Here is a 17,067-nt window from a genome sequence, read left to right as displayed (position 1 = left end):
TCATCGGTCTCACTATGCGATCGACAGCGTCACGGGGATGTTTCCGCGCGTCGCCTTTGAATAGGGACAAATCTGATGGGCCTCCTCGACCAGCGCTTGCAGCGCGGCCGGATCGGCACCGGGAAGCGAAACCTTGAGATCGACGGCGAGCGAGAAGCCGTCCGTGGTGTTGAGCGTCACATCGGCCGTCACGCGCGCCGCCTGGCCATCGAGCCCGTGCTTCTTTGCAAGCACGAGGATCGCCTGGCCGAAGCAGGCCGAATACCCGAGCGCGAAGAGCTGCTCAGGATTGTGGCCTTCGCCCGATCCGCCGAGCTCCTTGGGAAGCGACATGGCGAGAGCGAGCTTGCCGTCGGCGAGGACCGCTCGGCCGTCACGGCCGCCCTTCGTCGTTGCTGTCGTTCTATATGCCATTGTCAACTCCTCGACGCTCTACCAGCCGGGACCTGCACACGATTGCCCTAGAGCGCTTCCGCGCCCGAGATGATTTCGATGAGTTCCTTGGTGATGTTCGCCTGACGCTGACGGTTGTACTTCACGGTCAGCTTGTTGATCATCTCGCCAGCGTTGCGCGTGGCGTTGTCCATGGCGCTCATGCGTGCGCCCTGCTCGGACGCGGCATTCTCGAGCAGACCGCGGAAGATCTGCGTGGCGATGTTGCGCGTGAGCAGGTAGCCGAGGATCGCATCCTCGTCGGGCTCGTAGTCGACGACCGACTGTCCAGCCCCCGCCTTGGCATCGTCTGCGGCACTCGTCTCCGGCAGCTTGGCCGGGATGAGCTGAAGCGCGGTCGGCTTCTGCGCGATGACGCTCTTGAACTCGGCGAAATAAAGCGTCGCAACGTCGAACTCACCGGCCTCGAACATGGCGAGCACCTTGTTGGCGATCTCTTCCGCGTTCGAGAAGCCGAGCTGGCGCACGCCACGCAGGTCGTGACGCTCGACGATGTTGCGGCCGAGATCGCGGCGCAGGTTGTCCGCGCCCTTGCGGCCCACCGTCAGGATCTTCACCGTCTTGCCGGCCGCGATCAGCCTCTGGGCATCAGCGCGTGCAAGCTTCGAGATGTTGTTGTTGAAGCCGCCGCAGAGACCGCGCTCGGCCGTCATCACGATCAGAAGATGAACCTGATCCTTGCCCGTGCCGACGAGGAGAGGCGAGGCCCCTTCACGGCTCGCGCGCTGGTTCAGCGCGGCCAGAACCGCGTCCATGCGCTCGGCGTAAGGACGGGCGGCAGTTGCGGATTCCTGCGCACGGCGAAGCTTCGCCGCGGCCACCATCTGCATGGCCTTCGTGATCTTACGCGTCGCCTTCACGGAGGCGATGCGGTTTCTGAGATCTTTTAAGCTCGGCATTCGAGCGTCCTCGAGAGTTCGGCCCTAGCCCTCCCGCGAAGCACCGGATCGTATCCGGCTTCGCGGAACGGGCATTGCTGACTTAAGCGACGAAGGTCTTGGCGAAGCCGTCGAGCAGGTCGACCAGCTTCTTCTCGGCGTCGGCAGAAAGAGCCTTCTCGGCGGCGACCGATGCGAGAATCGACTTCTCGTCGCGGAGCGCTGCAAGCAGGCTCTGCTCGAACTTGCCGACGGCCGAGACCGGCAGCGGATCGAGATAGCCGCGCGTGCCGGCGAAGATCACCGCAACCTGCTCTTCCATCTTGAGCGGAGAGAACTGCGGCTGCTTGAGAAGCTCGGTGAGGCGTGCGCCGCGTGCGAGCAGCTTCTGCGTGGCGGCGTCGAGATCCGAGCCGAACTGCGCGAAGGCCGCCATTTCGCGGTACTGCGCGAGCTCGCCCTTGATCTTGCCGGCAACCTGCTTCATCGCCTTCGTCTGTGCCGACGAGCCGACTCGCGACACCGAGAGACCGACGTTCACGGCCGGACGGATGCCCTGATAGAAGAGGTCCGTCTCGAGGAAGATCTGGCCGTCGGTGATCGAGATCACGTTGGTCGGAATGTAGGCCGACACGTCGTTGGCCTGCGTCTCGATGACGGGGAGCGCGGTGAGCGAGCCCTTGCCGGCGGCGTCGCCGAGCTTGGCGGCGCGCTCGAGCAGACGAGAGTGCAGATAGAAAACGTCGCCCGGATAGGCTTCACGGCCCGGCGGACGACGCAGCAGAAGCGACATCTGGCGATAAGCGACGGCCTGCTTGGAGAGGTCGTCGTAGGCGATCACAGCGTGCATGCCGTTGTCGCGGAAGTACTCGCCCATGGTGCAGCCGGTGAACGGCGCGAGGTACTGCATGGGAGCCGGGTCGGAGGCCGTGGCGGCGATGACGATGGAGTATTCGAGGGCGCCGCGCTCTTCGAGAACCTTGACGAACTGAGCGACGGTAGAGCGCTTCTGGCCGACGGCGACGTACACGCAATAGAGCTTTGCGCCTTCGTCGGTGCCGGCGTTGACGGACTTCTGGTTCAGGAAGGTGTCCAGAATGATCGCCGTCTTGCCGGTCTGGCGGTCACCGATGATGAGCTCGCGCTGGCCGCGGCCGACGGGGATGAGAGCGTCCACCGCCTTGAGACCGGTTGCCATCGGCTCATGCACCGACTTGCGGGGCAGAATGCCGGGCGCCTTCACGTCGACGCGCATCTTCTTGTCGGACTGGATCGGACCCTTGCCGTCGATCGGGTTGCCGAGGCCGTCGACCACGCGGCCGAGCAGACCCCTGCCGACCGGAACTTCCACGATGGCACCGGTCCGCTTGACGGTGTCGCCTTCGCGAATCGTGCGGTCGTCGCCGAAGATAACGACGCCGACGTTGTCGGCTTCGAGGTTGAGAGCCATGCCGCGAATGCCGCCCGGGAACTCGACCATCTCGCCGGCCTGAACATTGTCGAGACCGTAGACGCGCGCAATGCCGTCACCGACCGACAGCACTTGGCCGATCTCGGAAACTTCAGCTTCCTTACCGAAATTCTTGATCTGATCTTTCAGGATCGAGGTGATCTCTGCAGCCCGGATGTCCATCACTTGACCTCGTCTCTTGGGGCGTTTTCTCTATGTGTTCTGATCTTGTGAGCGCGCCTGTTCGGCAGGCTCTGAAACGTACGTGGGGAAGGCAGGGCGCAAGGCCGAAAGCCTGGCGTCAATGGCCTCCCTTGAGCGAAAGCGTGAGATTGGAAAGCTTCGTCTTGAGCGACGAATCAACCATGCGGCTGCCGAGCTTCACGACGAGACCGCCGATCAGCGAAGGATCGACCTTCGTCGCGAGCGTCACGTCCTTGCCGACAGTGGCCTTGAGAGCAGCCTTGAGGGCTTCGGCCTGAGCATCGGTCAGCGGATGGGCGCTGGCCACTTCCGCCGTGACCTCGCCGCGCGACTTGGCCGCGAGCGCCTTGAAGGCGCGCGCCATGTCGGGAGCCGCGAACAGCCTGCGATTACGAGCCACCAGGTTGAAGAAATTGCGCGTCAGGGTGCCGACGCCCGCCTTATCCAGCAGAATGCCGAGCGCACGGGCCTGGTCTTCGCTTGCGATGACCGGGCTACGGATGAGCCGAACCAGATCGGGGCTCATGTCGTAAAGCTGCTCGAATTTTGCGAGATCCTGCTCGACCTCGGCCACATTTTTCTGCTCGACTGCAAGATCGAACAGGGCCGCCGCATAGCGTCCGGCCACTCCGCCTACGATTGGTTCTTCTGTCGCCACGTCAAGAAATCTCGCGCGCTCAAGGGGTTGGAGGAGCCCCGCGGCCGAAGCCACAGCCCTTTTTCATGATGATGACGTTGCAGACAGGACAAACCGCACCGCTGAGTTGCGCTGTACCCCGTCTGAAGCCCGCGGTTCTGTATCATGTGCGTCACGGCGCATCAACCGGCCTAACGCGTCTCTAACGCGGCATTTCCGCGGCCATTCAGCACTCCGCCCGGCCCTCTCCGAGAAAATAATCCTCAGCCCCCGGCCAATCGGTGTGATTCCTTCGCGCAGACCCCACATCCTTAGGTAACGGCCCGAGCGCCTTCCACGTGGCCCAGTCGCGTGGTGCAAACCAAACTAAGGAGCATAAGGCATGAAAACAGCGAGACTACTGGCCGTCGCGGCCCTGGCGGCGCTTCCGTTGGGCGCAGCGCCAGCCGCGCCCGGCCCCGCGAGAGCGCTGTCGAACGACACCACGAGAGCGCCCGTCATCAACGTCCGTAAGGATGGTGGCGGCGGAGGAGGTATGAGGGCAGGCGGAGGTTTTCGCAGTATCGGGCCCGCCTCGAGAGGCGGCGGCCCTGCCTTCAAGCCCGCAGGCCCTGGCTCGATCCCGAGATCTCTCGGCGGCGGAAATCCTGGTTTCCGCGCCGGACAACACCGGCCCGGTCCTCCGGCGTTCCGAGGTCCGCGTCCCGGCCCCAACTACGCATGGCGCGGTGGCAAGCACCATCACCACGGCTACCCGCATCGCCGCTTCCCGCGCGTCTATTACGGCGGCTATCCGTACTTCTATGATTACGGACCTTCCTACTACGACAGCTATTATTACGACGACGACTACGATGACGACGCCGTCGTCTATGCCAACGACGGTGACGCCGTTGCGCGGTGCGAGTCCCGTTACCGCTCGTTCGACCGGGCCACAGGAACCTTCCTCGCCAACGACGGCAAGCGCAAGCTCTGCCCCTACCTCAAATAGCTGAGCCGCGCTGAACCAGCAGAAGATCGAAAACCCGCGCCGGCAGCTCGAAAAAGCTGACCGGCGCGTTGTCTACGCATCTCCAACGAAGATGAACGGAAGCTGCAAGCATCGTTCAACACGAGTTCAGAGTGCCCCCGCTATCAAGGATCTCAACGTGCCGGGACAGTCCCGGCGCAAGGATCGGGACGAAGGGGACACGATATGTCGTTCAAGAAATTCGCCACCAGCGTTGCCGTCATCACGAGCTTGCTCGCCGCCAACATGGGTCCGCTCGCGACCGCCGCCAGCGCCCATGACAGATGGAACGGATATGAAGGCCGCGGCTATTCGCGCCACTATGATGGCCCGCGCGATTACTACGGCCCGCGCCATCGCTACGCCTACAAGCGCCACCGCGACAACCGCGGTAAAGACATCGCGAAGGGCATCGCCATCGGCCTCGGCGTGCTCGCAGTCGGCACGATCCTCTCGTCGGGCCACCATCGCTAAGCCGCGCTTGGCGTAGACACAGACGGCCCTAGAGAAAGTTGTAGGGATCGATATCGACGGTGAGGCGCAGATCACCTCCGATTTTCGGAAGCGCCTCACCCCATGCCCTCAGGAAGGCCTGGATGTTCTTGTCGCGGGGCGCCTTCACCAGCAGCCGCCAGCGATGCCGCCCGCGCACGATCGAGATCGGCGCCTCGGCGGGACCCAGCACTTCGATCTGCTCCGCACGTGGCGCGCGCCGCGCAACCTCACGCGCGAACGTTTCCGCCAGATCCTTGTCGCGCGCCGAGATGACGAGCGCGGCAAGCCTGCCAAACGGCGGCAGCACGCCGCGCCGTCGCATGTCGATCTCCCGGTCGAGGAAGCTCTCGCGATCGCCTGAGATGATGGCTTCCATCACCGGATGCTCCGGCATGTGCGTTTGAATGAAGCCGCGGCCCTTGGTCAGAGCGCGCCCGGCACGCCCCGTCACCTGATGCAGAAGCTGGAACGTCCGCTCGCCGGCCCGCGGATCGGCGCCCATCGACAAGCCCAGATCGCCATCGACGATACCAACCGTGGCCAGCAGCGGAAAGTTGTGGCCCTTGGCCACGATCTGCGTCCCGATGATGATGTCCACCTCACCGCTCTCGATCGAGCCGATGATGCGGCGCATCTCCTCGAGCCCCGGAATGAGGTCCGATGACAACAGCGCAAGGCGCGCGTCCGGAAAGCGCTCCCGCACCTCCTCCGCCACGCGCTCGACACCCGGTCCGCACGCGACGAGCGATCCTTCCTCGCCGCACTTGGGACACGTCTCCGGCATGGGCAGCGAGAAACCGCAATGGTGGCAATTGAGACGCCGCCGGAACCGGTGCTCCACGAGCCATGCCGTGCACTGCGGGCATTCGAAACGATGACCGCAGCTGCGGCACAACGTCAGCGGCGCATACCCGCGCCGGTTCAGGAACAGGAGAGACTGCTGCCGCTCCGCGAGCGTGGCGGCGACCGCCTCCACCAGCACCGGCGAGAGCCATTGCCCCTTTTCCGGCGGATGCGTGCGCATGTCGATCGGCTTGACGTCCGGCAGCTCAGCGCCCGTGAAACGTCCCGGCAGGATGATATGCCGGTAGCGCCCGGTCCGCGCGTTGACATGGCTTTCGATCGACGGCGTTGCCGAGGCGAGCACCACGGGAAACTTCCCGAGGCTGCCGCGCACGACACTCATGTCGCGCGCTTGATAGTGCACCCGGTCATCCTGCTTGAAACCAGGATCGTGCTCCTCGTCGACCACCACGAGACCGAGCTCGGTGAACGGCAGGAACAGCGCACTGCGCGCGCCAACGACCACGCGCGCCTCGCCCGTCGCCGCCGCGCGCCACACGCGTCCGCGCTCGGCAGGCGACAAGGCCGAATGCCATTCTGCGGGCGCGCATCCGAAGCGCGCGACGAACCGGCTCATGAACTGCCCGGTGAGCGCGATCTCGGGCAGCATGATCAGGGCCTGCCGCCCCTTGCGCAGCGTTTCCGCAACCGCCTCGTAGTAAACCTCCGTTTTGCCCGAGCCCGTCACGCCGTCGAGCAGCGATACCGAGAAGCTGCCGCCGTCGACGGCCGAGACCAGCGCGTGCACCGCCTCCGCCTGTTCGCGCGTGAACTCCGTTTGCCGGTGGTCCGCATTGGGTAGCGGAAAACGCCGCTCGGGAATGACGACTTCGACCAGATTTCCGGACGCGACGAGACCATCCACCACGCCCGTGCTGCATTCGGCTTCCTGGGCGAGCGCGGACTTCGCGCGGATCGAGCCGTCGCGCGCGAGATCGAGCGCGCGCCGGCGCGCCGGCGTCATGCGCGGCGGGTCATGCGCATCCGCCACCGCACGCACGCCGAAACGCGGCTTCACCGGCTCGAACGCGGCTTGCGCGCTCATCATCATCCGCACCACCATGCCGAGCGGCGAAAGCGTGTAGCCCGCGATCCACTCTGCGAACCTGAGCGACGTCAACGGCAGCGGCGGAACATCGAGCCGCTCGGTCAGCGTCTTCATCTTCTTGGGATCGACCGGACGATCGGAGCCGCCGAGCGGTCCGTCCCACACCACGCCGATGCGCGTCTGCGGCCCGAACGGGACGAGAACAAAGGCGCCCGGCTCGATGGCAAGCCCCGGCGGAACCAGATAGTCGTAGGTCTGGTCAAGCGGGGCCCCCGGCATCAGCACCGGAACCAGCGTCCGCGCCGCGCCTTCACCCTTTTCATTAATGCCAAGAAGGCTATCCAAGTGTCCCGCTACCGGATTAGAAGCTACCAAGCTTGAAAGCGATAGCTTATGCGGAGAGATAGGGCGAGCTGACGGCCATGGACAAGGCCGCGCACCTCTCTCAACTTGAAGGATGCCCACGAGGGGCAGCACAAAGGACCGAGAATGAAGTTTTTCGTCGATACTGCTGATGTCAGCGAAATCAAGGAGCTGGCCGCAACCGGACTTCTCGATGGCGTGACCACCAACCCGTCGCTGATTGCAAAATCCGGCCGCGACTTCAAGCAGACAATCGCCGAGATCTGCGCTGTCGTCCCCGGCCCGGTCTCGGCCGAGGTGGCCGCCATCGACTATGCCGGCATGATGCGCGAAGCCGAGGTGCTGCGGAAGATCGCCACCAACGTCACCATCAAGGTGCCGCTCACGCTCGACGGCCTCAAGGCCTGCAAGGCGCTGACGTCGGAAGGCACCATGGTCAATGTCACGCTCTGCTTTTCGGCAAACCAAGCCCTCCTGGCTGCGAAGGCCGGCGCCACGTTCGTCTCTCCATTCATCGGCCGACTCGACGACATCGGCCTCAACGGCATGGACCTCATCCGCGAGATCCGCGCTATCTACGACAACTATCAGGATCTCGAGACCGACATCCTCGCCGCCTCGATCCGCACGGTGAACCACGTAAAGGAAGCCGCCCTCATCGGCGCCGATGTGGCGACAATTCCGCCCGCCATCCTCAAGGCTCTCGTCAAGCATCCGTTGACGGATTCGGGTCTCGCGCAATTCGTGGCTGACTGGAAGAAGACCGGCCAGACCATCTAGCCAGCCGTCGCTTCCTCGAAGTCAAAATGAACAAGGCGAGCGGCCGGGATACCGGCCTGCTCGCCTTTTTCATTCGCACCGGGCACACCGGACCATGCCTGCTTCGAACGAGGGCGTCCGAAGCAAAGCACCGATCCCGGTAATGCTTAGATCTGCTCTTTCAGATCCTTGGCAGCGCGGAAGGCAACCTTCTTGCTGGCCTTGATCTTGATCTGCTCGCCGGTAGCCGGGTTGCGGCCGAGACGGGCGGGACGCTTGCGAACCTGAAGGATGCCGAGGCCGCCGATGCGGATGCGGTCGCCCTTCTTGAGGTGCTTCGTGACGAGAGCGACGAAATCCTCGAGCACGGCGTTGGCCTGCTTCTTCGGAAGATCATGCGTCTCGGAGATTGCCGTGCCGATGTGGCGAAGCGTGACGGTGCTCACTGCTGCCTTGCTGGCAGCCTTGGCGGCCGGCTTCGGAGCGGCTTTGGTCTTTGCAACGGATTTGGTGGCGGCTTTAGCCATGAGAGTTTCCCCAGAAATGGAATCAATGACCGCGAAACCATACATTAAGAATGAATTTCCGCGGCTATGGATTTAAAAAGACTGCGCTTTTTTGCCCTAGATTGGAGTTTTGGTCACGCTTGCACGCGCAACGGAGCTCAGAATCGCCCGTAAACACGCTATTTGCGTGCATGAGAAGCGCGTGCAGCGTCACAGTTGCATAGCATTTACGCGGTTTTCTGCGCAATCGCGCACATCGAGATGAGTGACGATTCGCAGCGATTCGTCGTGCGCATCTCTCCTTCGCACCGCGCGCGAGGCACGGCCGCAATCTCCGGATGCGCAATTTGTACCCGTAAAACGTGGCCTTCGCGCAAGGTGTCACGCATACGGTGCAAATCACCTACGATGCTCGAACACTGAAAACGGATTGCTCGCCCGCATGACGCGCGACACCATCGATAGCCTTCTCGAAGCCGATGGCGAGCTGCCTCTCGCCAGCGATCTCCGTCGCGCGACGGCGGATTGGTTTGCCCATCTCACACACGAACGCGGCTATTCCAATGCGACGCTGGCCTCCTACGAGCGCGACCTTCGACAGTTCATCGTGTTCCTGAAACACGACCTCGGCCACCCCCCTTGCCTCAACGATCTCGCCCGCCTGGACGTGAAGGCTGTCCGCCGCTTCCTCGCCGCGCGACGGCGGCAGGGCACCGCAAGCCGCTCTCTATCGCGAGCCATTTCAGCACTTCGCACCTTCTATCGTTGGCTCGAGAACGAGAACCTCGTCGCCAACCGGGCGCTGGCTCAGGTCGCGATGCCGCGCATCCCCCATACGGTGCCGAAGCCGCTGACAGTCGACAAAGCAGCGGCCCTCGTCGATGAAGAGGGCGCGGAGGACGACTGGATCCGCGCGCGCGACGTCGCGGTGATGCTACTTCTCTACGGCGCCGGCCTGCGCATTTCCGAAGCCCTCGGCCTCGCGCGCCGCGACGCGCCCGTCTCGGGACGCGACGTGCTGCGCATCACCGGCAAAGGCGGGAAGGAGCGCCTGGTCCCCGTTCTCCCTGTCACCCAGCGTGCCGTCGAGCGCTACATCGCCCTCTGTCCCTATCCCTTGGACCCGCAATCGCCGCTGTTCGTCGGCGCCAAAGGCGGGGCTCTTTCGCCGCGCCTCATCCAGCTCGCCATCGCCCGCATGCGCGACGAGCTGTCGCTTCCGGAAACGGCCACGCCCCACGCCCTGCGCCATTCCTTCGCGACGCATCTTCTCGCCGCGGGTGCCGATCTCCGCCAGATCCAGGAACTTTTGGGCCACGCCTCGCTTTCGACAACGCAGGTCTATACGGAGGTCGATCGCGAGCGCATCCTGGCGGTCTACGACAAGGCCCACCCGCGACGTTGAACGCCTTCGCAAGTCAGGTTCCAATGTCGGCTACAAAGGACCCAAAGGAGCGAACGTTGCGGAACTCGGCCCGGCTGACCACGGCTCTGATCGTTTTGACAACGTTCGGCTCCTTGGCTGCCGAGGCAGCCGGACATGCCCGGCCTGGCAAACTATGCGAGGGCAAGAGCTTGCTTCAGGAGTTCGCCGCCGCCGACCCCCTCGTCTACTCCCGCATCCTGCGCGATGCCGAGACGATCGAGAACGGCCGCGCCGTTCTCTGGAAGCTCGAGCGTCCCGGCTTTCAGACGTCCTATCTTTTCGGCACGGTCCATTTGACCGACGACCGCGTCACGCGCCTCACGGACGCGACCCGCACCGCTCTTTCCGAAGCCAAGACGCTTCTGATCGAGAACGCCAGCCAGCAGCAGGAAGCAACCAGCGGCGTCTATTCTGCAGCCACGAAACAGGCCGTGTTCAGTGACGGCCGGTCCCTCGATAAGCTGCTCACCAAAGACGAGTTCGCGAAAGTGCGCAGATCCATCGAGGGCGTCGGCGTGCCGGCGGCGGCCGCGCATATCTACAAGCCCTGGATGATCACGATGCTGCTCGCGGCCTCCGAGTGCGAGCGCCGCCGCGTCCAGAAAGGATACCTCGTTCTCGACATGGTAGTGGCCGAGCAGGCCCGGAGCCTCGGCATGCCCGTCGAAGGCATGGAAACGACGGAGGAGCAGCTCCTGGCGCTCGCCTCGGTTCCGGAGGACGAGCAGTTGGGAATGCTCCGCGCCAACCTCGCCCTCGTCGACAAGACGGACGATCTCCTGGAAACGATGGTCCAGCTCTACCTGGAACGGCGTATCTCAGCCCTCTGGGACCTGCAGATCGCGCTCGCACGGCGCGCAGGTGTCGCCCCTGACGCGTTTGCGTCGTTCGAGCGGACGCTGGTGGTCGAGCGCAATCGCAAAATGCGCGACGTGGCCATCTCCCACATGGAGAAGGGGCCGATCTTCATCGCCACCGGCGCCCTGCACCTGCCGGGCAAGACCGGCCTCGTCGCCCTGATGCGCGAAGCCGGATTCACCGTGACCGCCATCGAATAGCGAGCGGTCCTGTTCGAAGCCAATTCGTCCGGCGCGAGAATGCTCCGCCTCTCACATATGGATAGCGCGCTTGGCGACTGCGAGCGCGGCTTCCTTCACCGCCTCCGACAGCGTCGGATGGGCATGGCACGTCCGCGCAAGATCCTCTGCTGATCCGCCGAACTCCATGATCACAGCGGCTTCAGCGATCAGCTCGCTGGCGTTCGCGCCGATGATGTGCACGCCCAGGATGCGATCGGTCGCCGCGTCCGCAAGCACCTTCACGAACCCATCGGTGGTTCTGTTGACCTTCGCGCGCCCGTTGGCGAGGAACGGGAACTTGCCCACCGTATAGTCGACGCCCTTCGCCTTCAGCTCCTCCTCCGTCTTGCCGACAGAGGCCACTTCCGGCGTGGTGTAGATGACGTTCGGGATGACGTCGTGGTTCACGTGCCCGGCTTGGCCAGCCAGAATCTCGGCCACGGCGATCCCTTCGTCTTCCGCTTTGTGCGCCAGCATCGGCCCCGCGATGACGTCGCCGATGGCATAGATGCCCGTCACGTTGGTCTCGAACTGCCCGTTGACGACCACCCGCTTGCGCTCGTCGCGCAAAACGCCCACGTCGTCCAGCCCCAGCCCGTCCGTGTAGGGCACGCGGCCGATGGCAACCAGCACCACGTCCGCCTCGATATGATCCTGCGCGCCGCCGTTGGCTGGCTCCAGCGTCACGTCCAGCCCGCCGTCTGTGCGCGCGACCGACACCACCTTCGTTCCGAGCCGGAACGACAGACCCTGCTTGATGAAGAGGCGTTCGAGAGACTTCGCCACGTCGCCGTCCATACCAGGCAGGATGCGATCGAGATATTCCACGACCGTCACGCTTGAGCCGAGGCGGCGCCACACCGAGCCGAGTTCCAGTCCGATGACGCCCGCGCCCACCACCAGCAGCCGCTCGGGCACGTTCGGAAGTGACAGCGCACCCGTCGAGGAGACGATCTCGGTCTCGTCGATCTCGATACCCGGCAGCCGCGCCACGTCCGAGCCCGTTGCGATCACGATCGAGCGCGTTTCGAGCACCTGCCGCTCGCCACCCGGCGCCGTCACCTCGACTTTGCCCGGCGCCGCGATGCGGCCCGTGCCGTGATAGGGATCGATCTTGTTCTTCTTGAGCAGGAACGCCACGCCATCGACGTTCCCCTTCACGCCCTCGTCCTTGAAGGCGAGCATCCGCGAAAGATCCAGCTCCGGAGAGACCTTGATGCCCATACGCGCAAAGCTATGCCCGGCCTCCTCGTAAAGCTCGGAGGCGTGCAGCAGTGCCTTGGACGGTATGCACCCCACGTTGAGGCAGGTGCCGCCGTGCGTGGCGCGCTTTTCCACGATGGCCGTCTTGAGCCCGAGCTGCGCGGCGCGAATGGCACACACATAGCCACCCGGCCCACTGCCGATAACAATGAGATCGTAGGGTCCAGCCATCACGAAAACCTTTGCTAGGTGTCAGCGCCCTCTTGCGCGCGGCACAGATCGAGGGCGGCCTTGGGAGGGAAAAATCAAAGCTCCAGGATGAAGCGCTGCGGATCTTCGAGGCACTCCTTCACGCGTACCAGGAACGTCACCGCTTCCTTGCCGTCGACAAGGCGGTGATCGTAGGACAGCGCGAGATACATCATCGGACGCGCGACGATCTGGCCGTTCTTCACCACCGGCCGCTCCTCAATGCGATGCATGCCGAGGATGCCCGCCTGCGGCGCGTTGAGGATGGGCGTCGAAAGCATCGAGCCATAGACGCCGCCGTTCGAGATGGTGAAGGTGCCGCCCTGCATCTCCGCGATCGAGAGCCTGCCCTCGCGCGCGCGCTTGCCGAACTCGGCGATCTTGCCTTCGATCTCCGCGATCGACATACGGTCGGCTTCCCGAAGCACCGGCACCACGAGCCCGCGGTCCGTGCCGACGGCAACGCCGATGTGGTAGTAATTCTTGAAGACGATATCCTCGCCGTCGATCTCGGCGTTGACCGCCGGAATTTCGCGCAGCGCCTGGATGCACGCCTTCACGAAGAAGCCCATGAAGCCGAGCTTCACGCCGTGGCGCTTCTCGAACAGGTCCTTGTATTGCGCGCGCATGGCGATCACGGCCGACATGTCCACGTCGTTGAACGTGGTGAGCATCGCCGCCGTGTTCTGGGCTTCCTTGAGACGCATGGCGATCGTCTGGCGAAGCCGCGTCATACGCACGCGCTCCTCACGGCCCGCTTCGCTCACCGCCGTCGGCACGCGGATATCGGGAGTCGAGATCTCGTGCGGGGTTTGAGGAACGGGAACGCGCGCAGGGGCAGGGGCCGGAGAAGGAGCGGCCGCCTCGCGCTGCGGCTGCGGCGCGGGCTTCTGGCGCGCGGCCGCGGCCTGAGCGACAGCCGCCACGACATCTTCCTTGAGCACCTGACCGCGCCGCCCCGATCCGGCGACGTCATCGGATGAAAGGCCGGCTTCCGCGAGATGCTTGCGAGCCGCCGGGCTCGGCGGCGCACCGCGGGCAGGCGCTGCGGCGGGTGCTTCCGCCTTCGGTGCGGCCGGTTGCGGAGCCGCAGTCTTCGCCTGGGCCTGTGCCCCGCCGCCTTCCGCAAGCGCGCCGAGCACTGCTCCGATTGCGACCGTCGCGCCTTCCGAGACCAGGATCTCCGAAAGCAGCCCCGCCGCGGGCGCCGGCACCTCGACCGTGACCTTGTCGGTCTCGAGCTCGACGAGCGGCTCGTCGGCCTTCACCACATCGCCCTGCTTCTTAAGCCACTTTCCGACCGTCGCCTCGGCGACCGACTCGCCGAGAGTCGGTACGCGGATCTCAATCGTCATCGCAGTCTCGCCCCTTGCTGACCGGCCGCCGAGGCGACCGGCATCCCGCGTTCTGCAGAAGCCTCCTGGCTTCAGCTCTTCAATGCATCCGCCACGAGCGATTTCTGCTCGTGGATGTGTTTGCTCATGAGACCGGTCGCCGTGGATGCCGACGCGGCGCGGCCCGTATAGCGCACGCGCCGTCCCGCCGGATTGATGCGATCGGCCACCCAGTTGATGTTCGGCTCGACGAAGCTCCAGGCGCCCATGTTCTTGGGCTCCTCCTGGCACCACACCAGCTCCGCGCCGGGGAAGCGGCTCAGCTCGTGAATGAGCGCGCGCGCCGGGAACGGATAAAGCTGCTCGAGCCGCAGGATATAGACGTCGTCCAGTCCCTCCGCATCGCGCGCATCCGCGATGTCGTAGTAGACCTTGCCCGAGCACAGCACCACGCGCTTGATCTCGGCATCGGGACGCCGCAGCGTATCGTCCCACAGAACGCGATGGAACGTCGTGCCGGGCCCCATCTCGTCGAGCCGCGAGACCACGCGCTTGTGGCGCAGCAGCGACTTCGGCGTCATCAGGATCAGCGGCTTTCGGAAGTTGCGATGAAGCTGGCGGCGCAGGATGTGGAAGTAGTTGGCGGGCGTCGTGCAGTTTGCGACCTGCCAGTTGTCCTCGGCGCAAAGCTGAAGGAAGCGTTCGAGACGCGCGGAGGAATGCTCCGGCCCCTGACCTTCATAGCCGTGCGGCAGAAGGCACACGAGGCCCGACATACGCAGCCACTTGCGCTCGCCCGAAGAGATGAACTGGTCGAACACCACCTGTGCGCCGTTCGCGAAGTCGCCGAACTGCGCCTCCCAGGCGACCAGCGCGTTGGGCTCAGCCAGCGAGTAGCCATACTCGAACCCGAGAACGGCCTCCTCCGACAGCATCGAGTTGATGACCTCGAAACGCGCCTGCGTGGGAGAAATGTGCCGCAACGGCGTGTAGCGCCGCTCCGTCTCCTGGTCGATCAGCACCGAATGACGCTGCGAGAACGTTCCGCGCTCGCAATCCTGGCCCGACAAACGAACCGGATAGCCCTCGTTGACGAGCGTGCCGAAGGCCAGATGCTCGGCCATCGCCCAGTCGATCCCTTCGCCCTTCGAGATCATCTCGCGCCGCCGCTCGAGCAGCCGCACGATCGTCTTGTGGGCGTTGAAGTCGGACGGAATGGTGGTGAGCCGCTTGCCCACTTCCCGCAGCGCTTCGAGCGAAACGCCGGTATTGCCACGCCGCTCGTCATCGTCAGCAAGCGTGACGCCGCTCCACCGTCCGTCGAGCCAATCGGCCTTGTTCGGTTTGAAGGCATCCGCGGCCGCAAGCTCCGTCTCGAGGAACGAGCGGAACTCGCCCTTCATCGCCTCGACGTCCTCGGACTTGAGCACGCCTTCGTCGATGAGCGTCTTCGAGTAGATCTCGACCGCGGTCGGATGCTTGCGAATGCGATCGTACATCAACGGCTGCGTGAACGCCGGCTCGTCGGTCTCGTTGTGACCGAAACGGCGATAGCAGAACATGTCGATCACGACCGGCTTCTGGAACTTCTGCCGGAACTCCGTCGCGATCTTGGCGACATGCACCACTGCTTCCGGATCGTCGCCGTTCACGTGGAAGATCGGCGCCTCGATCATGCGCGCCACGTCCGAGCAATAGGGCGAAGAGCGTGAATGGCGCGGATTGGTAGTGAAGCCGATCTGATTGTTGATGATGAAGTGAATGGACCCGCCGGTGCGATGGCCCTTGAGGCCCGAGAGCCCGAAGCACTCCGCCACGACGCCCTGTCCCGCGAACGCGGCATCGCCGTGCAGCAGCAGCGGCAGCACCGGCGTCCGGTCGCTCGGCTCGCACTTGAGCTGATCCTGCTTGGCGCGCACCTTGCCGAGCACCACCGGATCGACGATCTCGAGATGCGACGGGTTCGCGGTGAGCGAGAGGTGCACGTTGTTGCCGTCGAACTGCCGGTCGGAAGACGCACCCAAATGGTATTTGACGTCGCCCGAGCCTTCGACGTCGTCCGGCTTCCAGGAGCCGCCCTTGAACTCGTTGAAAATGGCGCGGAACGGTTTCGCCATCACGTTCGACAGCACGTTGAGGCGCCCGCGATGCGCCATGCCGATGACGATCTCTTTCACGCCGAGCTGGCCGCCGCGCTTGATGATCTGCTCGAGCGCCGGGATCATCGCCTCGCCGCCGTCGAGACCGAACCGCTTGGTGCCCGTGTATTTGATGTCGGCGAAGCGCTCGAACATCTCCGCTTCGATCAGCTTGCGGAGAATGGCGCGCTTGCCGTTCTCGGTGAAGCGGATGTCCTTCTCCTCGCCCTCGATCCGGTGCTGGATCCACGACTTCTGCGCGGGCGACGTAATGTGCATGAACTGGTAGCCGATCTTGCGGCAGTAGGTCCGCCGCAGGATGCGCACCACCTGCCGGATCGACGCCGTGTCGAGCCCCAGGTAGCGGTCCATGAAGATCGGCCGGTCGAGATCGGCCTCCGTGAAGCCGTAGGTCTCGGGCTTGAGCTCCTTGTGGATCTTGCGCTCGGCAAGCCCGAGCGGATCGAGATCCGCAGCAAGGTGGCCCATCACGCGATAGGCGCGGATCAGCATGATCGCGCGAACGCTGTCCTGGATCGCGCGGAACGAGGCGGCCGGCGTGATTTCGAAACCGCTGCCGAACGCCTTCGCCTGGATCTTGTCGCGCAAACCGCGCTCGACGTCGCCGTAGTCGCCGGTGAGCGCGGAGACGAGCTCGGTGGGAGCGCCCTGGAGCTGCGAGATCGGCAGGCTCCAGGACGGATCCCGGGCGCTGCCGTCTTCTTGTCCGTCGGCAGATCCCCGCCCCTGCTGATCCCGCATGCTCTCGAAGAAGAGCCGCCACTCATCGGTGACGGAACCGGGATTCTTCTCGTATTGGCTCTGCAGCTCCTCGATGTAAGGAGCGTTGACACCATTCAGAAAAGAGGTGCGAAGAAACTGCTCGTTAAGCGCGTGCCGTGACATGCGAAACCCCGCCATTTATTCCGGCTTGCGCCGGAGATGAGGTGACCATCTCTCCCCAGGATTTAGGCGATTCTCGGCGCTATCGAT

14 protein-coding genes are annotated in these 17,067 nt (G+C 64.3%); 5 read left to right on the top strand and 9 right to left on the bottom strand.

The annotated features are described in order from the left end of the window. Positions 1–12: 12 nt before the first annotated feature. The 4 genes from PE058_RS02245 to PE058_RS02230 form a co-directional block, all read right to left on the bottom strand. Positions 13–414, bottom strand: a complete 402-nt coding sequence (locus PE058_RS02245) for an organic hydroperoxide resistance protein (RefSeq protein ID WP_020085929.1) — start codon at positions 412–414, stop codon at positions 13–15. Positions 415–461: 47 nt separating this feature from the next. After that, complete coding sequence (locus PE058_RS02240) at positions 462–1,352, bottom strand: F0F1 ATP synthase subunit gamma (protein WP_020085928.1); 891 nt, start codon at positions 1,350–1,352, stop codon at positions 462–464. Positions 1,353–1,434: 82 nt separating this feature from the next. Continuing rightward, positions 1,435–2,964, bottom strand: coding sequence for a F0F1 ATP synthase subunit alpha (gene atpA / locus PE058_RS02235; RefSeq protein ID WP_020085927.1), 1,530 nt, complete (start codon positions 2,962–2,964; stop codon positions 1,435–1,437). 118 nt (positions 2,965–3,082) lie between these two features. Continuing rightward, entirely contained in the window at positions 3,083–3,643 is a 561-nt protein-coding gene (locus PE058_RS02230) for a F0F1 ATP synthase subunit delta (protein WP_026868022.1), read from the bottom strand. A gap of 361 nt (positions 3,644–4,004) precedes the next feature. Here PE058_RS02230 and PE058_RS02225 point away from each other — a divergent pair, with 361 nt between their 5' ends. After that, positions 4,005–4,613: a BA14K family protein gene (locus tag PE058_RS02225; protein WP_271029728.1), complete on the top strand. Its 609-nt coding sequence runs from the start codon at positions 4,005–4,007 to the stop codon at positions 4,611–4,613. Between the two features lie 204 nt (positions 4,614–4,817). Next, positions 4,818–5,105: a hypothetical protein gene (locus PE058_RS02220; protein WP_271029727.1), complete on the top strand. Its 288-nt coding sequence runs from the start codon at positions 4,818–4,820 to the stop codon at positions 5,103–5,105. Between the two features lie 28 nt (positions 5,106–5,133). Here the strand turns inward: PE058_RS02220 and PE058_RS02215 are convergent, their stop codons facing one another. Next, complete coding sequence (locus PE058_RS02215) at positions 5,134–7,362, bottom strand: primosomal protein N' (RefSeq protein ID WP_271029726.1); 2,229 nt, start codon at positions 7,360–7,362, stop codon at positions 5,134–5,136. A gap of 144 nt (positions 7,363–7,506) precedes the next feature. On the opposite strand from PE058_RS02215, the gene fsa reads away from it, so the two are divergent. Next, positions 7,507–8,160 (top strand): fructose-6-phosphate aldolase, encoded by a 654-nt coding sequence (gene fsa / locus PE058_RS02210; RefSeq protein ID WP_020085922.1) that lies wholly within the window; start codon positions 7,507–7,509, stop codon positions 8,158–8,160. Between the two features lie 146 nt (positions 8,161–8,306). On the opposite strand, the gene PE058_RS02205 is transcribed toward fsa, so the two are convergent. Further along, a complete protein-coding gene (locus PE058_RS02205; protein ID WP_020085921.1) occupies positions 8,307–8,666 on the bottom strand; it encodes an HU family DNA-binding protein in 360 nt (119 codons plus the stop codon). A 421-nt stretch (positions 8,667–9,087) separates the two neighbouring features. On the opposite strand from PE058_RS02205, the gene PE058_RS02200 reads away from it, so the two are divergent. Next, complete coding sequence (locus PE058_RS02200; RefSeq protein WP_040498200.1) at positions 9,088–10,050, top strand: tyrosine recombinase XerC; 963 nt, start codon at positions 9,088–9,090, stop codon at positions 10,048–10,050. A 56-nt stretch (positions 10,051–10,106) separates the two neighbouring features. Continuing rightward, positions 10,107–11,129, top strand: a complete 1,023-nt coding sequence (locus PE058_RS02195) for a TraB/GumN family protein (RefSeq protein WP_271029725.1) — start codon at positions 10,107–10,109, stop codon at positions 11,127–11,129. A 51-nt stretch (positions 11,130–11,180) separates the two neighbouring features. On the opposite strand, the gene lpdA is transcribed toward PE058_RS02195, so the two are convergent. From lpdA to PE058_RS02180, 3 genes are all read right to left on the bottom strand, one after another. After that, entirely contained in the window at positions 11,181–12,584 is a 1,404-nt protein-coding gene (gene lpdA, locus PE058_RS02190) for a dihydrolipoyl dehydrogenase (RefSeq protein WP_271029724.1), read from the bottom strand. A gap of 74 nt (positions 12,585–12,658) precedes the next feature. Then, positions 12,659–13,957: a 2-oxoglutarate dehydrogenase complex dihydrolipoyllysine-residue succinyltransferase gene (gene odhB, locus PE058_RS02185; RefSeq protein ID WP_271029723.1), complete on the bottom strand. Its 1,299-nt coding sequence runs from the start codon at positions 13,955–13,957 to the stop codon at positions 12,659–12,661. Between the two features lie 71 nt (positions 13,958–14,028). Continuing rightward, on the bottom strand, positions 14,029–16,980 hold the full coding sequence (locus PE058_RS02180) for a 2-oxoglutarate dehydrogenase E1 component (protein WP_271029722.1): 2,952 nt from the start codon (positions 16,978–16,980) through the stop codon (positions 14,029–14,031). Positions 16,981–17,067 lie beyond the last annotated feature (87 nt).

Source organism: Hyphomicrobium sp. DMF-1 (assembly GCF_027886585.1).
GTDB lineage: Bacteria > Pseudomonadota > Alphaproteobacteria > Rhizobiales > Hyphomicrobiaceae > Hyphomicrobium_C > Hyphomicrobium_C zavarzinii.
The sequence above is the reverse complement of the archived record's forward strand: the minus strand, read 5'-3'. Positions and strand labels throughout refer to the sequence as shown.